Genomic DNA, 20296 nt, shown 5'->3' with positions numbered 1-20296 from the left:
CTGTCGTGTATTCTTTGGAAATTTGTGACATAAAAACATAGTAAGATGTCCACACAAAATCAAATAGATTACAACAGAATTGCCAAAGCGATAGAATATATCCAGAGCAATTTCAGACTTCAGCCAAGCTTGGAGGAAGTGGCAGAGAATATTCACTTGAGTCCGGCTCATTTTCAGAAAATCTTTACGGATTGGGCAGGAACAAGTCCGAAGAAATTTTTACAGTTCATTAGTCTTGAGCATGCTAAAAATTTATTGAAGGAAGAAAAGGCAAGTATTTTTGATACCGCTTATGAAACGGGACTTTCCAGCACAAGCAGATTGCATGATCTGTTTGTAAAAATAGAAGGGATGTCTCCGGCTGAATATAAAAATGGTGGAAAAAGCCTTGTCATTAATTATAGTTTTTCAGAAAGTCCATTTGGAAATATTCTGGTAGCTTCCACAGAGAAAGGAATCTGCTATATGGCTTTCGAAAATGATAAAGAAACAGCATTAGGGGATTTACAACATAAATTTCCTAATGCTTCTTTTTTTGAAAAGCAGGATTCGCTTCAGAAAAATGCACTGTCCATATTCGATAAAGACTGGACGAAACTCAACACCATCAAACTTCATTTAAAAGGAACCGATTTTCAGCTTAAAGTCTGGGAAAGTTTGTTGACTATTCCCATGGGAAAATTGTCAACCTATGGAACTTTAGCGGAAAAAATAGGAAATCCAAAAGCTTCGAGAGCAGTGGGAACCGCAATAGGAAGTAATCCTGTAGCATTTCTTATCCCTTGTCATCGTGTTATTCAGTCTACGGGGCATCTTGGTGGCTACAGATGGGGAAGTGAGAGAAAACAAATGATGGTGGGCTGGGAGAGTTCACAGCTTTACTCTTAGTATTTTTAATCATAAAAGACACAAAAGTTCTTGAACGCTTAAGTTATTTTTGAGTGGCTACTAAGTGTTTGAAAAGTACAATTAAGTTTTCTGAAAATTTCCAATTTTTACTTATATTTCAATTGAAGGAGGAAACATTCCCATCCTCTGGAGAGGTGGCAAAAATTCAAAGAATTTTTGACGGGGTGGTTCAATCCTGATTTCCTTTCCAAAAAACATTACGTAATTTGTATTACCAAAATTAAAAATAATGCTCAGCCTGTTCGATGAAACACCAGATTATCCTTTAAGTCTCCTTCCCAATGATGGAACGGTTCTGTATTATGGAAAAGTTTTCTCACAAGAGGAGGCTGATATTTATTATGATTATCTTTTCAATCAGATTCCCTGGCAGCATGATGAGGCAATAGTCTTTGGTAAATTAATTTTAACCAAGCGAAAAGTAGCATGGTTCGGAGAAAAAGAATTTGAATATACTTATTCCAACAGAACGAAATATGCCAAATTCTGGACCCCGGAATTATTGAAATTAAAGAAAAAATGTGAAGAAGTTTCAGGTGAAACTTACAATTCCTGTCTGCTTAATTTATACCATGACGGAAGTGAAGGTATGGCATACCACAGTGATGGAGAAACAGATTTGAAAAAGCACGGAGCAATTGCTTCTCTGACTTTTGGAGCAGAAAGAAAATTCTTATTCAAACATAAAACAACAAAAGAAAAGGTAGAAATATTCCTGGAAAACGGAAGTTTATTAATTATGAAAGGAACCACTCAAGAAAACTGGCTTCACAGGCTTCCTCCCACAACAAAAGTAAAAACTCCAAGAGTAAACCTTACTTTCAGGACGATTGAAGAATAAAACTCTCGCAGATTCAGCAAATCATGCAGATGTTCGCTTAATCATCTGTGAAAATCTGTGCAATCAGTGGGAAATGAAATTATTCTTTTATAATAATGATTCACAAAATCAACTTAATCCGCGAGATACCCAAAAAACAAAAACGCTGTTCAGATGAACAGCGTTTTTAATTATTTTAAGATTTCAGCTTCAATAGAACTGTCACCAAACACTTTAATCAATGCTTTAGTATAATCTTCTTTCGTGGCAAAATTTGGATTCTCCATAAACTTCTGTGGATTTAAAGCAAAAAGCGGGAACCACGTACTGCTGATCTGAATCTGAATTTTGTGTCCTTTTTTGAAGGTGTGAACTACATCCTGAAGTCTGAAATTTACAGCTGTTTTCTGATCAGGAACTAACGCTTCTCCTTTCTCTTTAGTATTTCTGAACCTTGCAGGCATAATCTCGCTTCTTACCATCTGGTGGTAGTTTCCATAAATAACTCCGTCTTTCTTTTCTGAGGGTTTAAAATCTTCAGGATAAACATCAATCAGCTTTACCGCAAAGTCTGCATCCGTAGAAGAAGAGGAAATGTTAAGCTTAGCCATGATTTCTCCAGCGAAAGTAATATCTTCTGTCAGAGCATCCGTAGTGAACGTTAATACATCAGGTCTTCCAACAGAAAATCGCTGATCTTCCGACATATAATTTTTTGGTGTAAAACCATTGAAATCCTTTAAATGATCAGAGCTTAAAACAGGATTATTCGGGTCACTGTAATATTCTGAAAAACCTTGTCCTGATGATTTTTTTAAAGTTTTATCAGCTAAATAGAAATTAACCTTCTGTGCATTTTTAGGAGGATAAGAAGTGAATTCCTTCCACACTTTTGCTCCGGTGTCATACATCAAGGCTTCAGGGAGTCCTGCATCTTCTTTTGTATTTCCTTTCAGATAATGAGTGAAGAATTTTGTTTCTATATTTTTCTGATAATAAGTAGCAATGCTGTCTCCAAAATAGGTTTCACTATGGAAATGCTTCCCTTGTTCCTGAGACCAGCCACCATGTGAGAAAGGTCCCATCACAATTGTGTTTTTAGCTTTAGGACTTGTCTTCTCAATGGTTTTATAGATATTTAAAGGTCCTGAAAGATCTTCTGCATCAAACCAACCTCCAACGGTCATTACCGCATGGTTGATGTTTTTTAAATGAGGTAATAATCCTCTTTTCTGCCAGAATTCATCATAATTGGGATGGTTCATAATTTCTGTCATGAAGAAATTATCTTTATAATATTTTTCATAACCATCTTTCAGAGTTCCCATATCTCTATAGAATTTTAAGCCGTCTTCTGAAGTCTGCTTAATAAAAGAATCCATGTACCATGCCTTATTTTCAGGTTTTGTCTTCTGTACTCCGAAAACAGGGAATGTTCTGAAATACCCAAGCATAAATCTTCCGTTGTGAAGGAAATCATCGTTCCAGAAGTCGGAAATAGGAGCCTGAGGAGAAGAAGCAACCAATGCCGGATGTTGTGCCAATGTCCCTACAGCAGTATAGAATCCTGGATAAGAAGTTCCGAATTGTCCCACCTTGCCATTATTATCTTTAACATTCTTTAAAAGCCATTCAATAGTATCGTAAGTATCTGTACTTTCGTCAACATCCTTTTTTGTTTTATGTTCCACTTGTGGGGTCATATTTGTAAACGTTCCTTCACTCATATATCTTCCACGTACATCCTGATACACAAAAATATATTTATCTTTCATCAGGAAAGAGTTGGGACCTACTTTCGTTTTATATTCATTTTCTCCGTATGGAGCGATGCTGTAGCATGTTCTCTGCATCAGAAACGGATATTTATTTTTATTGGAAGCATCTTTTGGAATATAAACAGCTGTGAAAAGCTTAACGCCGTCACGCATTGGAATATAAAACTCTTTCTTGGTAAAATTATCTTTCACAAAACTGTCTGGCTGTTCCGCTTTCTGAGCCTTTCCAAGAATGAAAAAGAGAATGAATAAAACTGAAATATGGGTCTTCATAAGTAAAATTTGTGGCTAATTTAGAAATAAAAATACTTTCATAGTATTTTATCAGACGAATCTTCTTTCAAAAATAGATTTATATTGAATTTTTACTTCTGATTGTGAAAGGTATAAAAGTTTTAGGCGTTGTGCGGATGTAACCACCCCGTCAAAAAATTAAAGAATTTTTGACACCCCTCCAGCGGAGGGGAATATTAGTGTTTCAGTAGAAAAGTAAGTGAAGAATGGAGATTTTCAAAAAACTCAAGTGTGCTTCTCAAACAGTTAGTAGCCACTCAAAAATAACTTAGGTATTATAAAAACTTTTGTGAAACAAAAAGGTCAGGAATTTTCCCGACCGTTTCTAAAAATATATATAAAAGTATGGTGTTTATTTTTTCTTTTTGCCTGCAAATTTATTAAGCTTCATACTCAGAGAAAACATGACGTATCGTTTCAGGATTAGCTCTTCACGGTCTTCAAAATAAGAATCTGTAATGGTCTTTTTAACACTTTGATTTTGATTCAAAACATCATAAATCTTAATTCTCGCGGTAAATTGTTTGTTATAGAATGAATATCCCAAACTCGTATTCCAGAAATAAAAATCTTTTTTAAATCCGGGTGCAATGTTGGAGTTTGTATTGTATGAAAAATCATTTCCTATGACGAATCTGCTTTGGAACAGATAATTGGTCATTTCAAGTTTTAAAGATTGAATTGCTGTATTGGCTCTGTCTACATTATAGTTGGTATAATCTGAAAAGCTGTATCCAAGACTATAAGATGGTTTTATTGTAAATTTATTTTTAATCTCATAATTTAGATTCAGCCCTGGCGTAAAGTTATATGATCTGCTTTTAAAAGTTTCACCTTCAATAAACCCGTTGTTGTAACTATAATTCATCCCGAATTTTGGTGAAATGCTAAGTTTATTATCATTCCATTTAAAAATTTTGGTTAAACCGAAGCTTACGTTGAACGTTTTATTTCCACTGATATTACTGTAAGTGACAATCTGCTTTCCGGAGCTGTCGTACTGGGAGAAATTAGTCACATCATTATTTCTATAGGTAAATCCAGCAACGATATAGTAATTAATATTTTTTATCATATTAAAACTGTTGAAGGAAAGGTTTGTTTCATTTGCCCATGTGTTTTTCAGATCAGGATTTCCGGTATAAGTAATTAATGGATTGGCTTCATCTCTATAAGGAATTAATTTTCCAGGATCAGGAATTGTGAAACTTGCCGAATTGGTTAATGACAATGATTTTCGTTCTGCAAAAGAATATTGAAAGTTGGCTGCATATCTTGGAAGGACGAAATTTTTCTGTAAATCATACTCCTGACCTTTGAATACAGAACTGACATCCATATCTGAAATATCAAAATTCACAGTTGCCCAACTATTGAATTTCTTTTTGTGTAAATAAACAGAAAGAGACGGTGAAAGTTGATTAAACGTTTGATCCACACTATTCGAAAGGTTGGTGTTGTATTGAGAATATTTTCCTGTAATAGGATCAAAATCATTGAAATCTCTTAGATCTCGTGACAGTTTTGAGCTATATTGTAACCCAAGAGTTACAGTCGCAGAATCCGAGATAGGTTCCGTATATTCTGTGCTGAAGCTGTAATTACTGTTTTGTGATAAAGTTTTTTGCAGTTGATTACGATTATCTGTAGTCGTACCGGAGTCACCGTAAAATGTATTTAAAGACTGATTAATATTATCATTCTTAGACTCTGAAATACTGCTGTTGATCGTCGCAGTTAAGGTTCTCCTTTTATTCTTAAAATTTCGGAATAAATAAACGCTGGAGCCAAATGTATTATTGTCTCCTTTGGTCTGGGTTGAACTTTGACTTTCATTCAGAAGCTTATCATCTTTTAAAGTAAACGATTTTGAATTTCCTAAGCTGAAATTTTCTGTCTTTGAAAAAGAAGGAGAGATGTAAATATTAGTCAATGAATCCAGATTGATTCGCACAGAACCATTAAAATTATATTGTTTGGATTCGCTGTTATTGCTGCTTTCAGAGTTGGTCTGAAGGGTATTATTGGGAAGAAGAGTAGTTTTGGATACTTTTGAACGGGTTTCTCCATCAGAATCCGTATATCTTAAACTAAGGTTATCGAGATCCGAATTTTTTCCAAGTTTATCATTATAATTCAGCCCAATCGTGGAATATTTCTGAATTCCACCGGCACTTTTCTGCGCACCGCCACGTCCCATACTATCAAAAACATTATCTGCCGAAGCATTTTTTGAATTGATATTATTGGAGGAAGCTAAAAGACTGATCTTGGTATCTCCTTTAAAATAATTTAGAAAAACATTGCCTTCATATCGTTTATCTGAGCCATAGCCAGCAAGTATTTTGGACATAAGTCCTTTATTTTTCTTTTCATCAATGTTGAAATTGATGGTTGTATTTTGAGATTTAGGAGCTTTTCCGGTAAGTTCTTCCTCCTTGGTTTTGGTAGTGGTAAACTGAATGTTTTTAATAATATCAGCAGGAAGATTCTGTAGGGCAATTTTACCGTCTTTATCAAAAAATACTTTGCCATTGACCATAATCTGATCTACGGTTTTACCATTAGCTGTAATTTTTCCGTCATTACTGACCTCTACCCCCGGAATCTGCTTTAAAAGTTCTTCAACCTGACTGTCAGGACGTACTTTGATTGCTGAAGCATTGAATTCTATGGTATCATTTTTTATTTTGACTGGAGAAACGGTAATCTTTACTTCATCAATATTGATTATTTTTTTGCTTTCAAGAGTTATATCGTCTAAAGATAAAGACTGCTCAATCTTTTCAAATGATTTTGAATAGGATGACTTTTCGGTATCAATTTTTAAAAGGGACGGTTCACTTACCTCATCTATTTTTAATGAAAATTTACCCTCTTTATTGGTTGCCGTATAATTGATGATTGAAGAATCTTTAGCCTTGAGCAGATAAATAGTCGCATTTTCTACAGGCTTCTTTTCCAGATCAGTTACTTTTCCGTCAATATGCAGTTTTTGGGCATGAATCATCAGAAAACTGAATAACCCAAACAATAGCAGTAAGATTTTCTTCATTTAGCATTTCAAAGCGTAAAAATAAAAAAACATCCCAAGATTGGGATGTTTCCTAGAAAAATTTCTATAATTTTTTATGCTTTTAAATATCTTGAATAAGCATATCCTTCCTGTCCGTCGGCAGTTTTTACTTTCCACCAGTCATCAGAAGTCTGCTCAATTAAAGTTACAGAAGCTCCTTTTGCAGCTTTACCTACTACAGCAGCTTCAGTAGAAGGCTCCTGTCTGATGTTTAAGTTAGACTCTTCAGTAGCAACAACAAGAGAAGCACCTGAAGCAAGACCTGCAACCTGTACGTCAATATTGATATCTGAAGCTGAATAAGTAGAATCAATAGCTCCTAAAGCATTCCAAACTGCGTCTTTTGCAGCGGTATTGGAAGCATCTCCGGAAACATATAAAATTCCGTCTTGTTCCTGAACCTGTAGATTTGAAATTCCAGCAGACTGAGCAGCTGATACTACGCTTGAATATTTATCTTGTAATGTACTCATCTTAAATTAATTATTTTACAGTGTAGTTAAATTTAACTTTACCAACTTTTAAAGCGTCAACAGACTGCTTAATTTTTTTAGCCTGCTCCTGAGAAACATTTCCTGTAAGGGTAAGCTCGTCATTGATAACTTCTACTTTTACAGTAGGGAAATCTTTTACAGCATCCTGAACTTTTTTCTGAACAGCAGGATCTACAGCAGATTTAGTTTCAACAGGTGCCGGAGCTGGAGTTACTTCAACTTTAGACATATCCATTACGTCTTTTACTCCTTGAATTGCCTTTAATTGTGCAATCATAGCATCTTTAGACGCTTGGTCCGCGAAAGTTCCGCTTAAGTGAGCCACACCTTCTTTTACTTCAACAGAAGCATTGGGATTAGAAGTTACTACAGTTGTAGCCTGAGTCTGAAGATCGGCATCAGAAACTTTCTTTTTACAAGAAACTGCCCCGAAAGATACAGCTACAGCTAATGCAGCCATTGCGATAGTTTTTTTCATATTGTATATTTATTAATGTTGTTATACAATCAAATGTAATAATAAAATTTGTACCAAAAGAATAAAAATTCAATAAATCTTTCTTAAAATTTTTACAATATTTTCTGAATCAGTGTTTTAATTTTTAGGTATTAAAAACTTAATGTAAAATTAACAGACATTGAAGAAAATCTTCTGTCAATTCAAAAACCATTATATTTGCGCAAATTGAACTATATATATGAAAGGACAGAATAAACTTTTTATAGCAATTATCATCGCGCTTATCCTGGGAGTAGGGATTGGAGGACTTGTACACGTGAAATATCCGGAGAGTGCAGAACCTTTTTCCAAGAATATAAAATTATTGGGAACCGTATTCATCAGGCTGGTACAGATGATCATTGCGCCTTTGGTTTTTACAACTCTTGTAGTGGGAATTGCCAAAATGAGTGACATCAAAATGATAGGAAGAGTAGGAACAAAAGCTATGCTTTGGTTTATTTCCGCTTCCTTGGTTTCCCTTTTCATCGGGTTGATCCTTGTGAACTGGCTTGAGCCGGGACATGTTACCAAATTACCAATTCAGGATGTTGCTTCAGCAGATGAACTATTGAAAAGCAGTAAAAGCTTTTCTTTAGAAGATTTTGTAAAGCACATGATTCCAAAAAGTTTATTTGAAGCCTTTGCTACCAATGAGGTATTACAGATTGTGGTATTTGCCATTATGTTTGGGGTTGCTTTAGCCAATTTAGGAGAAGAATATTCTAAGCCTGTAGTAAAGCTTTTTGATATCATGGCTCATGGTATTCTTAAAATGGTAGGGTATATTATGTGGTTTGCTCCTCTTGGGGTATTGGGAGCTATTGCAGCGGTAGTGGCAACCAACGGTTTTGAAATCTTTAAAGTATATGCCATCTATTTAAGAGACTTCTTCTTTGCGTTAGGTGTGCTTTGGCTGGTTCTTTTACTGGTTGGATACTTTATCTTAGGAAACCGTTTATTTGATTTATTAAAAAGAATTAAAGAGCCTTTATTGATCGCCTTTTCTACAACAAGTTCAGAAGCGGTATTCCCGAAATTGGTTGAAGAGCTTGAGAAATTTGGATGTAACAGCAGAGTAGTGTCTTTCATCTTACCTTTAGGATATTCGTTTAACCTTGATGGAAGTATGATGTATATGACGTTTGCTTCTATATTCATTGCACAGATCTACGGTATTGAAATGACGCTTGGACAGCAGATCACGATGCTTTTGGTACTGATGCTTACTTCAAAGGGAATTGCCGGAGTTCCGAGAGCTTCTTTGGTAATCATTGTGGCAACGTGTTCAATGTTTGGTATTCCACCAGAAGGAATTGCATTGATCTTACCAATTGACCACTTCTGTGATATGGGAAGAAGTATGACGAACGTATTAGGAAATACATTAGCGACTTCAGCGGTATCGAAGTGGGAAGGTCAGTTAACCGAACCTTTAGACAAAATTTAAATATCAATGAGTTTAAAAAACTTAGAAACATACAAAAGCCATATTGAAAAATATGGCTTTTCAGTTATAAACAAGGTCTTTTCTGATGAAGAAGTCGGACGAATAATTAATGTTTTAGATCATATTGATACTTCACGAGACAACTTCAGGAAGTCAGAAGATCTTTTTGCAATAAGACAGTTTTTAAAGGAAATTCCAGAGATAAAAGACTTCATCTTTAATGATAATATTAAAGAGGTTGTAAAGAATATCTTTGGAGAAAAATATTTTGTGGTTAAAAGTATCTATTTTGATAAACCTGAAACATCTAATTGGTATGTGGCTTATCATCAGGATCTGACCATTTCCGTTGATAAGAAGCTGGAATTATCTGGTTTTGGTCCCTGGACTACAAAACAGAATCAGTTTGCGGTTCAGCCTCCATTAAATGTTTTGGAAAATATTTATACCATCAGAATTCATCTGGATGATACAGATGAAAGTAACGGAGCGTTAAAAGTGATTCCAACGTCTCATAGTAAAGGAATTTACAGACCGGAAACTATTGACTGGACAGTAGAAACTGAAGAAATCTGTAATGTGGAAAAAGGAGGAATAATGCTTATGAAACCTCTTACACTACATGGCTCAAACAGAACAACTAATGGGAAAAAAAGAAGAGTCATTCATATTGAATTTTCCGATATGGAACTTCCGGAAGTTCTTCAATGGGCAGAAAGAATGAATTAAGATAAAAAATAGCCTCTTCAAAAGTGAAGAGGCTATTTTTTTAGAACCAGGAATCAGATATGATCTCTTTGTTCTCTGTTTTGATATTTTGTTTGTTGTAAAAAAGTAATACCAGGTATTCATTTTTTTCTGAAGTATCTTTAAACATTGGGGTTTCAATAGTCAGATTTTTTTTCATGATGGCTTCTATAGTTTTGTCTTTGCTTCCAAAAGTTGTCATCGGTGTAATTTCTTTAATTTTGAAAGAATCATTCAACTTAACTTTGTATATGGCAAATGGCTGCTTGGGTTTGAAGTTTCTTATTTTTGAAAGTTCGGATCTTGTATTGGCTCCCATTGTTTCATCATAGTAATAAGTAAATTGAAGCCCTTTAAATTTGAATTTATTCTTGTCTAAATAAGAAAAGACATTGCTTAATTTTTCCATTTCAATGCTTTCGTCCTTGATAGGTTTCTCTGGTAGTTGAGACATCGGAGAACATGAGGAAATAGAAAAATTCTTGTTTGATCCTTTTAATAAAATCAAATATCTTTCATTAGGTTTTACATCTTTTTCACAAGCTGCAGAGGACGAATTACCGATTAATCCTCTTACATTCAATGTTGTGAATTTCGCTCCTTTGTATAACTTCTCGAACTCAATATCTGCTTTATAGGTTCTTTGCTGAGCGTTTTCACCATATACTTTCAGGATTTTGATAACGCCCACAACATCAGCATCTAAATAATTTTCTGCAAAATTACTCATGACGCATTTGCATGCTGAAACGTTTATAAAACTTAAAAACAAGAATAGAAGTAATGATAACTTTTTCATGTATTGTAATTGTTTTTATTTCGCGGAAATTTCATCAATAAAGATATAGGCTTCTCCGCCAGCTCCTTGATGCCATTCCGGTAATTTTCCGTAATAATATGCTTTTACCTTAATATATCTTGTTTCAGTAGGAAGAATTTCAGTGGTAAAATCTTTAAGCTGTACTTTTTCATCTTTTGGATCAATATTGTTATCGATTGTTTTCAGAAGGATAAAATCTTTATTGTTCATTGATGCGTAATATTCTACTTTAGAAGGCATCAGGATCCATGCTTTGCTGTCCTGAAGGTAAGTGGATGACAATGATGTGATCTGTTGTGGAGATTTAAAATCAATTATTGCTTCAAAATTCTGTCCCTGATATCCGTGCCATTCACCTTTTCTCCAATTGACATCCCCTCTGATTCCGTCGATTAATGCCAGTTTTCCGTTGGCTGTATATTGAGGAGTTGCTTTTGAAAGGATATTGATATCCCAATAATTAGGTCTTCTGTTGAAATTGGCTACAGTCACTGAACTTTTTTCGCCTTTTCTTTCCGCATACGCATGAACCTGTGTCGTTTTCGTAATGGTGAAAGGTCCTTTGTAGGCTGTAAATGTTTTTCTTTTGTTGGCATCACTCTCATCCATAGTCATATAATAGATTTTGTCACCTAGATTTAACGGTGTAATCTCCACTTTAGTGGAAAAATCAAAAATTCTGTCTGCAGCAATCACTGGGGAAGCCGTGAGTTGTGCATATTTGGATTCACTGATAGGTTTTATATTTTCAAATCCCAGTTTTTTAAGTTCTGCTTTACCTGTATTTTTCGTAATGGTTTTTGTAGTTCCGTCTTCCAGATGAATTTTAATCTCATCAAAATAAGGAGTTGTCGTTTCCCATTCAGGTAATCCGGGTGTTACAGAATAGATTCCCATAGAACTTAAAATGTACCATGCGCTCATCTGTCCGCAGTCTTCATTTCCGATCAGCCCGTCCGGCGTGTTTTTATAGAAATTATCGAGGATGTATTTTATTTTAGCATCTGTTTTTTCCGGTTTATCTACAAAATTGTATAGGTAAGCAATATGATGGCTGGGTTCATTTCCCTGTGCATACTGTCCCATTAAACCTGTAATATCTACCTGTTCTCTACCTGTAGTTTTGTCGGGTGCAGCAAAAATAGCATCAATGAACTGTTCAAATTTTTCTTTACCGCCATGAGCTGCTATAAGCCCCGGAATATCCTGCTGTACAGAGTAAGAATAATGCCATGAATTTCCTTCCGTATAATTGTTGTTGACCTCTCTCGGATCAAATGGTTCATACCAGTTTCCGTTCTTTCTTGGCTGCATGAAACCACTTTTAGGATTGTAGAGATTTTTCCAGTTCTGAGAACGTTTCATAAAGTACTGGTAATCTTCTTTCTTGCCTAAAATCTTTGCCATTTGGGCAATACACCAATCATCATAAGCATATTCCACGGTTTTGGAAACACTTTCATGCTCATCATCAATACTGATGTAGTTATTCTGTTTGTAAGCATTTAAACCAAAAATATCCAGCATAGCAGAATTTTTTGAAGCCTGATACGCCTTTTCATAATCAAATCCTTTGATCCCTTTTGCCATCGCATCTGCAATCACGGAAACAGAGTGGTAACCGATCATGCATTCCGTTTCATTGGAAGCCAATTCCCATACCGGAAGTTTTCCGCCCTGTTCATATTGTTTGATAAAAGTATTGATAAAGTCAGCCGTTCTTTTTCTGTCGATCAAAGTCATTAAAGGATGTGCTCCTCTGAAAGTATCCCAAAGTGAAAATACGGTGTAATAATCAAAATCCTTGGCTGAGTAAAGCTTGTTGTCACGACCTCTGTATCTTCCGTCAACATCCATATTGATATTCGGCTGGGTAAAAACATGGTACATCGCTGTATAGAAAACAGACAATTTATTTTTATCGTCAGACTTTACTTCTATTTTCGACAATTCTTTATCCCAATCGGCAACTGCCTGTTTTTTTACCTGTTCAAAATTCAAGGATTGACTTTCTGCAAGCATATTTTTTTCTGCACCTTCATATCCTGTAGGAGAAATTGCCACTTTTACATTGATTTTTTCTCCTTTTTTAACATCTGTGGAGAATGCAAGAGCCAGTTTTGTTCCGGACAACAGGTTGTTTTCATTTTTGCCATTCACTTCCTTCTTGGAAATTTTCATTGGTTTTGAAAACTCAATTCTTGCATAAATGTATTGATTGGTTGCCCAAGCCTCACTTCTTCTGAAAACTTCTATGGTCTTATCATCAATGATTTTTACTTCCCCTTCGAGAAGCTTATCACGATGGTTGAGATCCAGTATAATGTTAGCATTTCCTGCATTATTAAAAGTATATTCGTGATATCCGACTCTTTTTGTTGTTGTCAGGCGAACGTCTATATTATTTTTATCCAGCTTTACACTGTAAAATCCAGCGGAAGCCTTTTCATTTTTGTGAGAGAACTTCGAAAAATAATCTTTGCTGTTCAAGTTTGGATTTCCCATGGTAGGCATCAGCATAATATCTCCGTAATCCGAAACTCCTGTTCCGTTGAGGTGAGTATGAGAAAAACCATAAATCACAGAATCTGAATAATGATAACCACTACTGCCATCCCAACTTCCGTCAATTCTTGTATCGGGGGAAAGCTGTACCATTCCGAAAGGAACGATTGCCCCGGGAAAGGTATGTCCGTGACCTCCTGTACCAATAAATGGGTTTACATATTGGGAATAATTTTGCGCATAAATAATTTGAGTAATCAATATAGAAAATGCGACCAGCCTGTTTTTCATGTTCTGATTTTATGTAGCGAATATATTGAAAATGTAAGTATGTCTCAAGGTTCTTTTTTGTTTTATAATGAGAACTTTATAAGTATCTTTTGTAGAAAAGCGGATATATTGCGTCAGGTTCTGTCGCTTTACTGTAGTAGCTTTGTGAAAGAATAACAAATAGATGATAAAACTCAAGGGAGTATTTTAATATTAAATCACATTAATATGATCTGTAGTTGTTTAAAAATACTATTTTCGCAAAAAAAAACTAACCATTAAACTAATAACAATGATAACTCAATATAATCCTTAGATATCTTTTCAGGTATCATTCAATACTCTTTTTTAAATGATTTTACGGTCAAAGTACAGGAATATTCAATCTATTTCTGAATGTAAATCAGTGAAATGTAATTTAACATTGAATTTGTTTCGTAAAATAGGTTGTATTATGATCAGTATTAAGCAATTATAACCAATATATTGTTTAATACTTTCTTAAAACACTAATTTCCAATACTTAAAATATAAACATGAAGAAACTTTATACGAGTGCATTTCTTGTATGCACAATTCTGAGCACTTCTGCTCAGGAAGTTCTCTGGCAAAAAGATATCAAATCCTCTACTCAGGATTTCTTAAGCCAGGTAACGACAACCATCGATCAGCAATATCTTATTACAGGGAGCGCTATTCAGTCAGGAAGCGGGAAGCTGGAGGCTGGAAGTAAGCAGAACAACGGCTACGATTTCCACTTGGTTAAACTGAACCAACAAGGCGAACAGTCATGGGAAAAGTATTTCTCAGGACAAGACCACGATTATTTATCAGCAACCGTAACGACGCAAGATGGAGGATTCCTTTTGGCTGGAACTTCTTATTCAGCAAAAGGACTGGATAAAAAAGATGAAGCAAAGGGCGGATCGGATATCTGGCTGATCAGAATCAATGAATTTGGGGATGAATTATGGCAGAAAACCTTGGGAAGTTCTTCCGATGAAGAAGCAAGAGCTGTTATTCAAACTATGGATCAAGGCTTTATTGTAGCAGGAAATGTACAAAACTCAGCAAAAGGCTACGGTTCTAAAGATGTTTTAATCATTAAACTGGATAAAGACGGTAAAGAATTATCACAAATTATCCTTGGCGGGAAAGGTCTGGATGAAGTAGAGAAAATGATTCCGACCAGAGATGGCGGAGCTTTATTGGGAATTTACTCAAGAAGTTCCGAGGTTCGTGATTTGGGACCTAAAACAGGTGATCCTGGTACCTCTAAAATCAGCCAGATGCCAAAAGCCAGCAGCAATTTCGGGGAAGGAGATTACTGGATCGTAAAATTGGACAAGAACGGAAAAGTAGAATGGGAAAAGAACTATGGTGGAAAAGAAGATGACCATCTCAGAACCCTTGCTTTAACCTCCAATGGTTATATTATTGGTGGAGAGTCCAGATCAGATAGATCAGGAAATAAAACCGTAGGAATTGAAGAAGGAACAGACCTTTGGTTGATTGCTTTGAACGAAAAAGGAGATGAACAATGGCAAAAATCCTACAACTTTAAAAACAGGGATGTTTTAATGGGTATGAGCGTGATTCATTCAGCAGATGATAAATCTTCAAAAGGAATTTTATTAGGTGGTTATACTCAAGCCGAAGGAAGAATAGAAACGGATGATGAAACTTTCTTGATGCTATATCTTGATGGAAATGGAAATGAACAGTGGCGAAAACATGTGAAAGGCGAATCCAGAAAAAGAGAAGAAAGACTTTCAGATTTAAAACTAAACAGAGATGGCTCTATTATTCTTGCCGGAACCAGTGCTGAAGAATTAGGTAAAGAGAATTGGAAAATCGTAAAACTAGGCGATAAACAGGTGAATGACCTGATTGAAAAATATGACATCAAAATCTATCCAAATCCAGTCACAGATTACGCTTATGTAGAAATCGGTTTTGATTTTAAAGAAGGTGAAATTATGTTGTATGATATGGGTGGGAGGCAGTTACAAAACCTGAAAACGAAGAACAAGGTAACTAAGATTAATACCCAGGCTTTGGTTCAGGGAGCTTATTTGATTACTATAAAAACTAATGATAACAAAACAGCGAATGCGAAGCTGATAAAGAAGTAAACAATGAAAAAGAAAATTTACATAACATTACTGTTGGCTTTATTTATAAAAGGATATTCTCAAGGTCCTAATAACAATATTAATACAAGCATCAATATTTTTCCTTCTTCTCCGGACTCTTATAACTTAGGGACTTACGGAAATGTTAATATTGGAGAATATACCGGTACTATGATGCAGGATATTCCTCTTTATGAATATTCAATAGGAGACATAAAAGTGCCCGTATCTCTTAAATATTCAAGCAACGGAATAAAAGTAGATGAGTATACTTCTCTTCCGGGGCTGGGTTGGACAATGAGTGCTAATGGTATAATTTCTAAAATTGTAAGAGATAAAGAGGATCCTTTAAATGGTGCACTTTGGCAAAAAGATGAGACTGAAGATCAAGCCACAGGGTATAGAGCATTACAGCTTAACTTTTATGAATATACCAGTATGATGGAAAACTTTGATACGGAAAAAGATTTATATAGAGTAAATATACCCGGAGTATTTTCCACATCATTTGTACGAGATGGAGCCGACACTTGGATTCAGGAGAAAAAAAGTGATTTCAAAATAAAAAAGATTCCTGAAGGCTTTTTAATTATATCACCGCAAGGTATAAAATATTATTTCACTGTCACTGAATCCAGTGAAAGCAGGGTGCAAGGTGTAGGATGGGTCCCTTCAGAAGTCTCTTTTGAATCTGCATATTTCCTTACTCGTATTGAGGATACAAAAAATAACATTGTCTATTTTGAATATGGTCCCGATCCACTTAGATATACTGCAAATAATAATAATACTTATAACTTCTTTGATACGATGATGTCTATTAATTGTTCTTCTGATCAAGGAATTCCTTTTGCTTCCATAAACGGAATGAAGAAAACCTCTACAATTGTATCTTATGATAGCCATCGTCTAAAAAAAATACGAAATAATATCAATCAGAATGTTTTGGAATTTAATTATGCTCCTTTAGGAGAAAATACACAAGAGAATCGATCAGGATATTTGCATGAAATTAAAAATTTGCAAGAAAATGGTAACGGTAATCCAACTATTATTGATACCTATAAAATGGAATATTTGTTAACATCAAACAATAGGGTGTTTTTAACAAAAGTTTATTCTGAAACAAATACTAAACAATATAAATTTGAATATATTAATCCTGAACTTCTTCCACGAAGATTATCTAATGCTCAGGATTTTTGGGGATATTTTAATGGGGCAACACAAAACTCTCACTTGATTGGAAAAGTAGATCATTATTATTTGGATTTTATTAATTTTTCCTTTGCAAATAGAGAGATTGATACTAATCTTTCACAATCAGGTTTGTTGTCAAAAATTACTTATCCCACTAAAGGATATAGTAAAATATTCTATGAGCCACATACTAAATGGGGAACTAAGATAACCCCAGCCCCCACTAAATTTGATTATATGACAGTATTGACAGATGATATAACTGATAGTAATACAACCACGAAAAAAATTTATTCTGGAAAATCTCAGATGATAAAATTTTCTGGAGGAGCTAAATTTAATCAGGATTGTTCTGCTATGACGCATCAGGTTCGGGTTTACATTAAGGTTAAAAATCTTTCAACAGGGCAATTTGAAAAGTTAAGTACCTTAAGTTCTCTTGGCTATATAAATGAAGTAAGTCCTTATTATTATCCAGGGGGATCGAATGAATATTATCTTGATGCTAAAGCGTCTGTAGAATATCAAGTTTCCATCAGCGTATCAAGACCATGTTTTGGAGGTGGAGTTAGTTTCAGGTATATTGATGCTCCTGATAGTGTTGTGGATACTAATCTTTCTATCGGAGGAAACCGTGTAGAGAAAATAGAACATTATGATAATGTCTCTTCATCTCCAAAAGTTGAAAAATGGTACTATTCTCATAAAAATCAGCTTCATAAATCTTCTGGTGTAAGCTCTTTTATGCCTGTTCTTTGGAAGTATACACAAGGGGTACATTATTGCCCGCCAACTGAGCTCAATCCAATGTTTTACCAATATACACCTTACAAATATGTTAGTATTTTTTCGAACAGCTTAATTCCTCTTTTTGGAAATGAATCACAAAATGTAGGGTATGAGTATGTAACAAAAAGTTATGGTGGATTAAACTTTGAAAAAGGGGGGACATTTACTGAATACGTTGCAGGAAGTGACCCAATAGCATCAAATATATTTGGAGAAGGAATTTACCGAGGAGGAAATTATTCTAATTCAAAATGGAATAAAGGACTTGTTAAAAAGACAGAAGATTTGATTCTTAAGAACGGAGTATTAAGCCCGGTTAAGGAAGTAATAAACGAATATTTCTATAATACTAGTAAAAAAGAGGAATTTTTGAATTTTACAGGAATTAAGTATGGTGATACTCAAATGATTTCAAAAAAGACCTATAAATGTACAGCTTCAGATATAGTAAAGAATAATACTGGCTTTAATCCGTGCTTTGGCAAGCCATTAGATTATGGAATCTACTACTTTCCTCCTATAGACCTTAGAATGTTTGGAGAAGTACTTCAATATAAGTTCTTTTCACATGATTATTACCTGTCAAAAGTAACAACTAATGAAAACTTTGATAATGGTGTTGCCAGAACCACTGTTGAGTACTTATATAATAATCCTTTACATTATCAACAAACATCACAAAAAGTAACTTTTCCGGATTTGAAAGTTAATGAAACTTCATATGGTTATGCTCATGAAAAAGGCAATGAATTTATGGTAGGTAAAAACATGGTGGGCATTCCTTTAGAAACGGTAACTACCCAATCTATAGCTAATAATCAGAAAACTTTATCAAAATTTGAAACTTTATATCCTGTTAATCAAGCAGAAGCAGATATGAAAACGTCAGGATTGACCTTACCTTATAAAGTGAATTCAAAAGATTTGTTAGATGTTGTTTCCACAGAAATCACCTATGACAAATATGATGATAAAGGTAATCTTCAACAGTATACTACCAAAGATGGTATTTCTACAGTGATTATCTGGGGATATAACAACACATATCCAATTGCTAAAATAGAGAATGCCAGATATGCAGATGTTTCTCAATCGCTTATTAGTACTCTTGTAAATGCTTCTAATCTTGATGCATCAGCAGGTAGAAATAATGATGAAACGGATTTATTGAATGCCCTTAATACTTTCAGAAATGGACTGTCTAATAATAAGGTTACAACCTATACTTATGATCCATTGATTGGAGTAAGAAGTATCACCCCACCATCAGGAATAAGAGAATTATATCTTTATGATTCCGCAAACAGACTTGAGAAAGTAGTGGATGTGGATGGAAAAGTGCTGAAGGAAATGAAGTACAACTATAAAAACTAATCATCGATGAAAAAACTCATAATTCCCATAGGATTTCTGATGTTTGGGACTGTAAAAGCACAGGTATCCAACACCGAAAACTATGTTCAAACAAAAACGTATCTGGATTATAGTGGAACCCAGGCTACAAAATCCTCTGAAACCGTTCAATATTTCGACGGACTTGGCAGACCTAAGCAGGTGATTGGTGTAAACGCCTCTCCCCAAGGAAAAGATGTTGTCACTCATATCGAATATGACCAGTTTGGAAGACATGCAAAAGATTTTCTTCCCATTCCTCAATCAGGAACGCAGTCAGGTGGAGTTTATACCTCACCTCTGGGAAATGCATCTTCCATCTATGGTGGAGAGAAAATCTATTCCGAAAAAATATTGGAGAATTCTCCTTTGGACAGAATCCAGCAACAGATTCAGGTAGGAAATGACTGGACGGGAAAGCCTGTTAAATTTGATTATGATGCCAATATTCATGAAGATTATGTAAGGCAATATAAAACCATCACCACATGGATCGAAGGAAGGACAGAAACTGCGATTGAACTGAATCAATATTTTCTGCCTGCACAATTATACAAAAACACCATAACTGACGAAGACGGCAACAAAACCATAGAATTTAAAAACGGAAAAGGACAGGTTATTTTGGTAAGGAAAGTTGTAAGTGTCTCAGAAAATGCAGATACCTACTATGTTTATAATGAATACGACCAACTTGCTTTTGTTATTCCTCCTTTAGCATCAGCACCGACTATCGATAATTCAACAAAAGAAAAGTTGTATTATCAATACCGCTATGATGGCAGAGGGAGACTTGTAGAAAAGAAGCTTCCCGGCAAAGGCTGGGAATTTATGGTGTATGACAAAGCCGATAGACTTATTATGACTCAGGATGCCAATATGAGAGAGAAGAATAAATGGTTGATTACTAAATATGAATCATTGGGAAGAGTTGCTTATACCGGAATCATTGGAGGAGGAAGCAGAACAAGTATGCAGGCTCAGGCAGAAAACCTTATCATTGTAGAGGGAAGGAGTGGTTCAGGATTTACTAAAAACGGGATGCAGATTCAATATAGTAATGGATATTTTGTTGATATTGAAACCATTTTAAGTATCAACTACTATGATACTTATCC

The 20296-nt window shown here is 34.9% G+C and carries 13 protein-coding genes; 7 read left to right on the top strand and 6 right to left on the bottom strand.

The window, feature by feature from the left end; all coding sequences use genetic code 11:
• The first annotated feature begins 45 nt into the window (after positions 1 to 45).
• Positions 46 to 888, top strand: coding sequence for a bifunctional helix-turn-helix domain-containing protein/methylated-DNA--[protein]-cysteine S-methyltransferase (locus tag BW983_RS06225; RefSeq protein ID WP_076550906.1), 843 nt, complete (start codon positions 46 to 48; stop codon positions 886 to 888).
• Between the two features lie 250 nt (positions 889 to 1138).
• Positions 1139 to 1750 (top strand): alpha-ketoglutarate-dependent dioxygenase AlkB family protein, encoded by a 612-nt coding sequence (locus BW983_RS06220; RefSeq protein ID WP_076550905.1) that lies wholly within the window; start codon positions 1139 to 1141, stop codon positions 1748 to 1750.
• A gap of 170 nt (positions 1751 to 1920) precedes the next feature.
• Here the strand turns inward: BW983_RS06220 and BW983_RS06215 are convergent, their stop codons facing one another.
• The 4 genes from BW983_RS06215 to BW983_RS06200 form a co-directional block, all read right to left on the bottom strand.
• Complete coding sequence (locus BW983_RS06215; protein WP_076550903.1) at positions 1921 to 3780, bottom strand: CocE/NonD family hydrolase; 1860 nt, start codon at positions 3778 to 3780, stop codon at positions 1921 to 1923.
• Between the two features lie 373 nt (positions 3781 to 4153).
• Entirely contained in the window at positions 4154 to 6856 is a 2703-nt protein-coding gene (locus BW983_RS06210; protein WP_076550902.1) for a TonB-dependent receptor, read from the bottom strand.
• A gap of 74 nt (positions 6857 to 6930) precedes the next feature.
• Positions 6931 to 7350: an SH3 domain-containing protein gene (locus tag BW983_RS06205; RefSeq protein WP_076550900.1), complete on the bottom strand. Its 420-nt coding sequence runs from the start codon at positions 7348 to 7350 to the stop codon at positions 6931 to 6933.
• A 10-nt stretch (positions 7351 to 7360) separates the two neighbouring features.
• Positions 7361 to 7849, bottom strand: a complete 489-nt coding sequence (locus tag BW983_RS06200) for a BON domain-containing protein (protein WP_076550899.1) — start codon at positions 7847 to 7849, stop codon at positions 7361 to 7363.
• A gap of 220 nt (positions 7850 to 8069) precedes the next feature.
• On the opposite strand from BW983_RS06200, the gene BW983_RS06195 reads away from it, so the two are divergent.
• Entirely contained in the window at positions 8070 to 9320 is a 1251-nt protein-coding gene (locus BW983_RS06195; protein WP_065394854.1) for a dicarboxylate/amino acid:cation symporter, read from the top strand.
• A 6-nt stretch (positions 9321 to 9326) separates the two neighbouring features.
• The gene (locus tag BW983_RS06190) at positions 9327 to 10049 is read left to right on the top strand and encodes a phytanoyl-CoA dioxygenase family protein (RefSeq protein ID WP_076550897.1); all 723 of its coding nucleotides are present in this window, start codon (positions 9327 to 9329) and stop codon (positions 10047 to 10049) included.
• A gap of 40 nt (positions 10050 to 10089) precedes the next feature.
• Here the strand turns inward: BW983_RS06190 and BW983_RS06185 are convergent, their stop codons facing one another.
• On the bottom strand, positions 10090 to 10797 hold the full coding sequence (locus BW983_RS06185) for a hypothetical protein (protein WP_076550896.1): 708 nt from the start codon (positions 10795 to 10797) through the stop codon (positions 10090 to 10092).
• A gap of 84 nt (positions 10798 to 10881) precedes the next feature.
• Positions 10882 to 13683 (bottom strand): GH92 family glycosyl hydrolase, encoded by a 2802-nt coding sequence (locus tag BW983_RS06180; RefSeq protein WP_076550894.1) that lies wholly within the window; start codon positions 13681 to 13683, stop codon positions 10882 to 10884.
• A 515-nt stretch (positions 13684 to 14198) separates the two neighbouring features.
• Here BW983_RS06180 and BW983_RS06175 point away from each other — a divergent pair.
• The 3 genes from BW983_RS06175 to BW983_RS06165 all read left to right on the top strand — a co-directional run.
• Entirely contained in the window at positions 14199 to 15797 is a 1599-nt protein-coding gene (locus BW983_RS06175; RefSeq protein WP_076550893.1) for a T9SS type A sorting domain-containing protein, read from the top strand.
• A 3-nt stretch (positions 15798 to 15800) separates the two neighbouring features.
• Positions 15801 to 19160 carry a hypothetical protein gene (locus BW983_RS06170; RefSeq protein WP_139329238.1) on the top strand — a complete coding sequence of 1120 codons (3360 nt, stop codon included), beginning with the start codon at positions 15801 to 15803 and terminating at the stop codon, positions 19158 to 19160.
• Between the two features lie 6 nt (positions 19161 to 19166).
• Positions 19167 to 20296: DUF6443 domain-containing protein (locus BW983_RS06165; RefSeq protein ID WP_228408975.1), on the top strand; the 1130-nt coding region annotated here is incomplete at its 3' end.

Origin of the sequence: Chryseobacterium ureilyticum (assembly GCF_900156735.1) — a bacterium.
Classification (GTDB): domain Bacteria; phylum Bacteroidota; class Bacteroidia; order Flavobacteriales; family Weeksellaceae; genus Chryseobacterium; species Chryseobacterium ureilyticum.
Note: the sequence above shows the minus strand (reverse complement) of the source record. Positions and strands in the feature narration are given on the sequence as shown.

Excerpts from the sequence above, each read along its gene's own strand:
- BW983_RS06215 (WP_076550903.1), bottom strand. The coding sequence starts at position 3,780 with ATGAAGACCCATATTTCAGTTTTATTCATTCTCTTTTTCATTCTTGGA.
- BW983_RS06205 (WP_076550900.1), bottom strand. The coding sequence starts at position 7,350 with ATGAGTACATTACAAGATAAATATTCAAGCGTAGTATCAGCTGCTCAG.
- BW983_RS06175 (WP_076550893.1), top strand. The coding sequence starts at position 14,199 with ATGAAGAAACTTTATACGAGTGCATTTCTTGTATGCACAATTCTGAGC.
- BW983_RS06185 (WP_076550896.1), bottom strand. The coding sequence starts at position 10,797 with ATGAGTAATTTTGCAGAAAATTATTTAGATGCTGATGTTGTGGGCGTT.
- BW983_RS06200 (WP_076550899.1), bottom strand. The coding sequence starts at position 7,849 with ATGAAAAAAACTATCGCAATGGCTGCATTAGCTGTAGCTGTATCTTTC.
- BW983_RS06190 (WP_076550897.1), top strand. The coding sequence starts at position 9,327 with ATGAGTTTAAAAAACTTAGAAACATACAAAAGCCATATTGAAAAATAT.
- BW983_RS06195 (WP_065394854.1), top strand. The coding sequence starts at position 8,070 with ATGAAAGGACAGAATAAACTTTTTATAGCAATTATCATCGCGCTTATC.
- BW983_RS06210 (WP_076550902.1), bottom strand. The coding sequence starts at position 6,856 with ATGAAGAAAATCTTACTGCTATTGTTTGGGTTATTCAGTTTTCTGATG.
- BW983_RS06225 (WP_076550906.1), top strand. The coding sequence starts at position 46 with ATGTCCACACAAAATCAAATAGATTACAACAGAATTGCCAAAGCGATA.
- BW983_RS06170 (WP_139329238.1), top strand. The coding sequence starts at position 15,801 with ATGAAAAAGAAAATTTACATAACATTACTGTTGGCTTTATTTATAAAA.
- BW983_RS06220 (WP_076550905.1), top strand. The coding sequence starts at position 1,139 with ATGCTCAGCCTGTTCGATGAAACACCAGATTATCCTTTAAGTCTCCTT.
- BW983_RS06180 (WP_076550894.1), bottom strand. The coding sequence starts at position 13,683 with ATGAAAAACAGGCTGGTCGCATTTTCTATATTGATTACTCAAATTATT.